3 protein-coding genes are annotated in these 3595 nt (G+C 56.1%); all 3 read right to left on the minus strand.

What is annotated here, in order from left to right; translation table 11 throughout:
* Positions 1–137 precede the first annotated feature (137 nt).
* The 3 genes from fusA to rpsL all read right to left on the minus strand — a co-directional run bounded on the left by fusA (position 138) and on the right by rpsL (position 3179).
* Complete coding sequence (gene fusA / locus AC4GMC_RS17680) at positions 138–2255, minus strand: elongation factor G (protein WP_038008938.1); 2118 nt, start codon at positions 2253–2255, stop codon at positions 138–140.
* Between the two features lie 69 nt (positions 2256–2324).
* Positions 2325–2795, minus strand: coding sequence for a 30S ribosomal protein S7 (rpsG, locus tag AC4GMC_RS17685; protein ID WP_038008936.1), 471 nt, complete (start codon positions 2793–2795; stop codon positions 2325–2327).
* Between the two features lie 12 nt (positions 2796–2807).
* Complete coding sequence (gene rpsL / locus AC4GMC_RS17690) at positions 2808–3179, minus strand: 30S ribosomal protein S12 (RefSeq protein ID WP_038008934.1); 372 nt, start codon at positions 3177–3179, stop codon at positions 2808–2810.
* Positions 3180–3595 lie beyond the last annotated feature (416 nt).

Here is a 3595-nt window from a genome sequence, read left to right on the forward strand (position 1 = left end):
GCCAATGTTAACGTGCGGTTTAGAACGTTCAAACTTTTCCTTAGCCATGGGTGGCTCCTCTGTTTTCTTGTGATGCGGCGGACCAAATCCGCCCTACTGGGACGTGGTAGGGCGGGACTTGCGTCCCGCCGCACCGCTTAGGCGTATTTCTTCTGGATCTCTTCGGAGATGTTGTTTGGCACTGCTTCGTAGTGATCAAACTGCATCGAGAACTGAGCGCGGCCCGAAGACATGGAGCGCAGCGTGTTAATGTAACCGAACATGTTTGCCAGGGGCACCATGGCTTCGATTGCGATCGCATTGCCGCGGTTGTCTTGGCCCTGAACTTGACCACGACGGGACGTCAGATCACCGATGATACCACCTGTGTACTCTTCGGGTGTGATCACTTCGACCTTCATGATGGGCTCAAGCAGTTTCGCACCGGCTTTGCGCATACCTTCACGCATACACATACGCGCTGCGATCTCAAATGCCAGAACGCTGGAGTCAACATCGTGGAACTTACCGTCGATCAGCGACACTTTGAAGTCGATCACGGGGAAGCCAGCCAGAGGACCGGAGTCCATCACCGATTTGATGCCTTTTTCCACACCAGGGATATATTCCTTGGGTACGGAACCACCGACAATCTTGCTCTCGAAGGAGTAACCCTCGCCGGGCTCTGTCGGGGTGATGATCAGTTTCACCTCACCGAACTGACCGGAACCGCCAGATTGTTTCTTGTGCGTGTAGGTGTGCTCAACCTCGTGACCGATGGTCTCGCGGTAGGCAACCTGTGGCGCACCGATGTTGGCTTCGACTTTGAACTCACGCTTCATGCGGTCGACTAGAATGTCGAGGTGCAATTCGCCCATACCCTTCATGATCGTCTGGCCAGACTCGAGGTCAGTTTCGACGCGGAAGGAAGGATCTTCGGCCGAGAGACGCTGGAGCGCGATGCCCATTTTCTCTTGGTCGCCCTTAGTTTTGGGCTCAACGGCGATCTCGATCACTGGATCGGGGAAGGTCATCGTTTCCAGAACAACCGGATCGCTTGCAGAGCAAAGCGTGTCACCAGTTGTCGTGTCTTTCAGACCACCCAGAGCGATGATGTCGCCCGCAAAGGCCTCATCGATCTCTTCACGGTTGTTGGAGTGCATCATCATCATCCGGCCAACGCGCTCTTTCTTCCCCTTAGTGGAGTTAAGCATGTTGTCGCCCTTGGAGAGCGTACCGGAATAAATCCGAGTGAATGTCAGCGACCCAACAAAGGGGTCGTTCATGATTTTGAACGCCAGGCCAGAGAACGCCATTTCATCGTCCGCACGACGCGGGATGTCACGGGTTTCAGTCTCATCACCGGGTTTGAAGCCCATGTAATCAACAACGTCCAGCGGGCTGGGCAGGTAGTCAATCACGGCGTTGAGCAGAGGCTGAACGCCTTTGTTTTTGAACGCGGAACCACCAAGCACGGGCACGAATGCCATCGCCAGTGTACCCTTACGCAGCAGAGCGCGCAGTGTTGGTACGTCGGGCTCATTGCCTTCGAGGTATTCCATCATGGCTTCGTCGTCCATTTCGACGGCAGCCTCGATCATTTTACCGCGCCATTCGTCAGCCATGTCTTTGAGGCTGTCACGCACAGGTACTTTGATCCAGGATGCACCCAGATCTTCGCCCTGCCAGAGCCACTCTTCCATGGTTACGAGGTCGATCAGACCTTCAAGCTCGGTTTCCGCGCCGATTGGAATGCCGACGGGCACAGCGTTTGCGCCGGTACGGTCTTCGATCATGCGAACGCAGTTAAAGAAATCTGCGCCGATTTTGTCCATTTTGTTCACGAACACCATCCGTGGGACCTTGTAGCGGTCAGCCTGCCGCCACACGGTTTCGGTCTGGGGTTCAACACCAGCGTTCGCATCCAGCACGCACACTGCGCCATCAAGAACAGCCAGCGAACGCTCAACTTCAATAGTGAAGTCAACGTGGCCGGGGGTGTCGATGATGTTCAAGCGGTGCTTGGGGCTGTCGGCTTCGGTGCCGTTTTCAGTGCGTTCCCAGAAGGTGGTGGTCGCAGCAGAGGTGATCGTAATACCACGCTCTTGTTCCTGCTCCATCCAGTCCATGGTCGCTGCACCGTCGTGCACCTCACCGATGTTGTGGGATTTGCCGGTGTAATACAGGATCCGCTCCGAACAGGTGGTTTTACCTGCGTCGATGTGGGCCATGATCCCAAAGTTACGATAGAATTCGAGGGGATAGTCGCGTGCCATTGGCTCGGTCCTCAAGAGGGAGAAGAAAAAGGAAGAAGGAGGCCCTGAGATGGGCCTCCCGAAAGGCGATTACCAGCGGTAGTGGCTGAACGCTTTGTTTGCGTCGGCCATTTTGTGCGTGTCTTCGCGCTTTTTCACGGCGGAACCGCGCGACTGGACAGCATCAATCAGCTCACCAGCAAGACGCTCTTCCATCGTGTTCTCATTGCGGCCGCGCGATGCGGTGATGAGCCAACGGATGGCGAGAGCTTCGCGGCGCTCGGGGCGCACTTCAACGGGCACCTGGTAGGTAGCACCACCCACACGACGCGAACGAACCTCAACAGCAGGCTTCACGTTGTCGAGGGCTTCGTGGAAGACCTCTACAGGTGCGCGCTTGAGTTTGGCTTCGACACGATCGAAAGCACTGTAAACAATGCGCTCGGCGGTGGATTTTTTGCCGTCCAGCATGAGGTTGTTCATGAACTTAGTCAGAACGGTATCACCATACTTGGCGTCGGGCAGAACGGGGCGCTTTTCAGCGGCGTGACGACGAGACATCTATAGACCCTCTTATTTAGGACGCTTGGCGCCGTATTTCGAACGACGCTGACGGCGGTCTTTGACGCCTTGCGTATCGAGCACACCACGCAGGATGTGATAGCGCACACCGGGAAGGTCTTTTACACGACCGCCACGGATCAGAACCACAGAGTGCTCCTGAAGGTTGTGGCTTTCACCAGGGATGTAAGAGATGACCTCGAAACCGTTCGTCAGGCGCACCTTGGCCACTTTCCGCATAGCCGAGTTCGGCTTTTTGGGAGTGGTGGTGTAGACGCGCGTGCAGACGCCGCGTTTCTGAGGGCATTGCTCGAGGTGCTGCGACTTCGAGGTTTTACGCTTTGGCTGCCGCGGTTTGCGGATCAGCTGTTGGATTGTTGGCATTCCGGGGTCCCCGTGTTGCACCAGGTCAAATTCTCATATGGCCCCACGTGGGTGATGTGCCAAAAGCCAAAAGCCGCCTGTGCTTGACATCCGATCTAAGCACCGCGGTTGCGTTACAGAGGGTGCGCGTAACATTAACACGGACCGTGACCACACATATCTGGCAAGAGCACATGGGGAACGATACATCGGCCCCCTGGCCAAGTGCGCGTGGTGTAGGGGGATTCACGCAAGGTGTCAACAGCTGGCCCCCGCCGAAGCCAAGAGCAAAACGCAGCCCCCTGCCCCAGCGCCGTTCTTGCCGCAATATCAGCGCTCAATGGCAGCGTTATATGTGCTGTTTCCGCAGTTCTAGGCGCATATTGCAGGGGGCAGACTAGGAAAGCACACTCGACAGTCATAGCCGATTCTAAATG

The organism is Thalassobacter sp. (assembly GCF_982993085.1).

What these genes read in the sequence shown, in the direction of transcription:
- fusA (WP_038008938.1), bottom strand. Translation starts at nt 2,255, where the DNA reads ATGGCACGCGACTATCCCCTCGAATTCTATCGTAACTTTGGGATCATG.
- rpsG (WP_038008936.1), bottom strand. Translation starts at nt 2,795, where the DNA reads ATGTCTCGTCGTCACGCCGCTGAAAAGCGCCCCGTTCTGCCCGACGCC.
- rpsL (WP_038008934.1), bottom strand. Translation starts at nt 3,179, where the DNA reads ATGCCAACAATCCAACAGCTGATCCGCAAACCGCGGCAGCCAAAGCGT.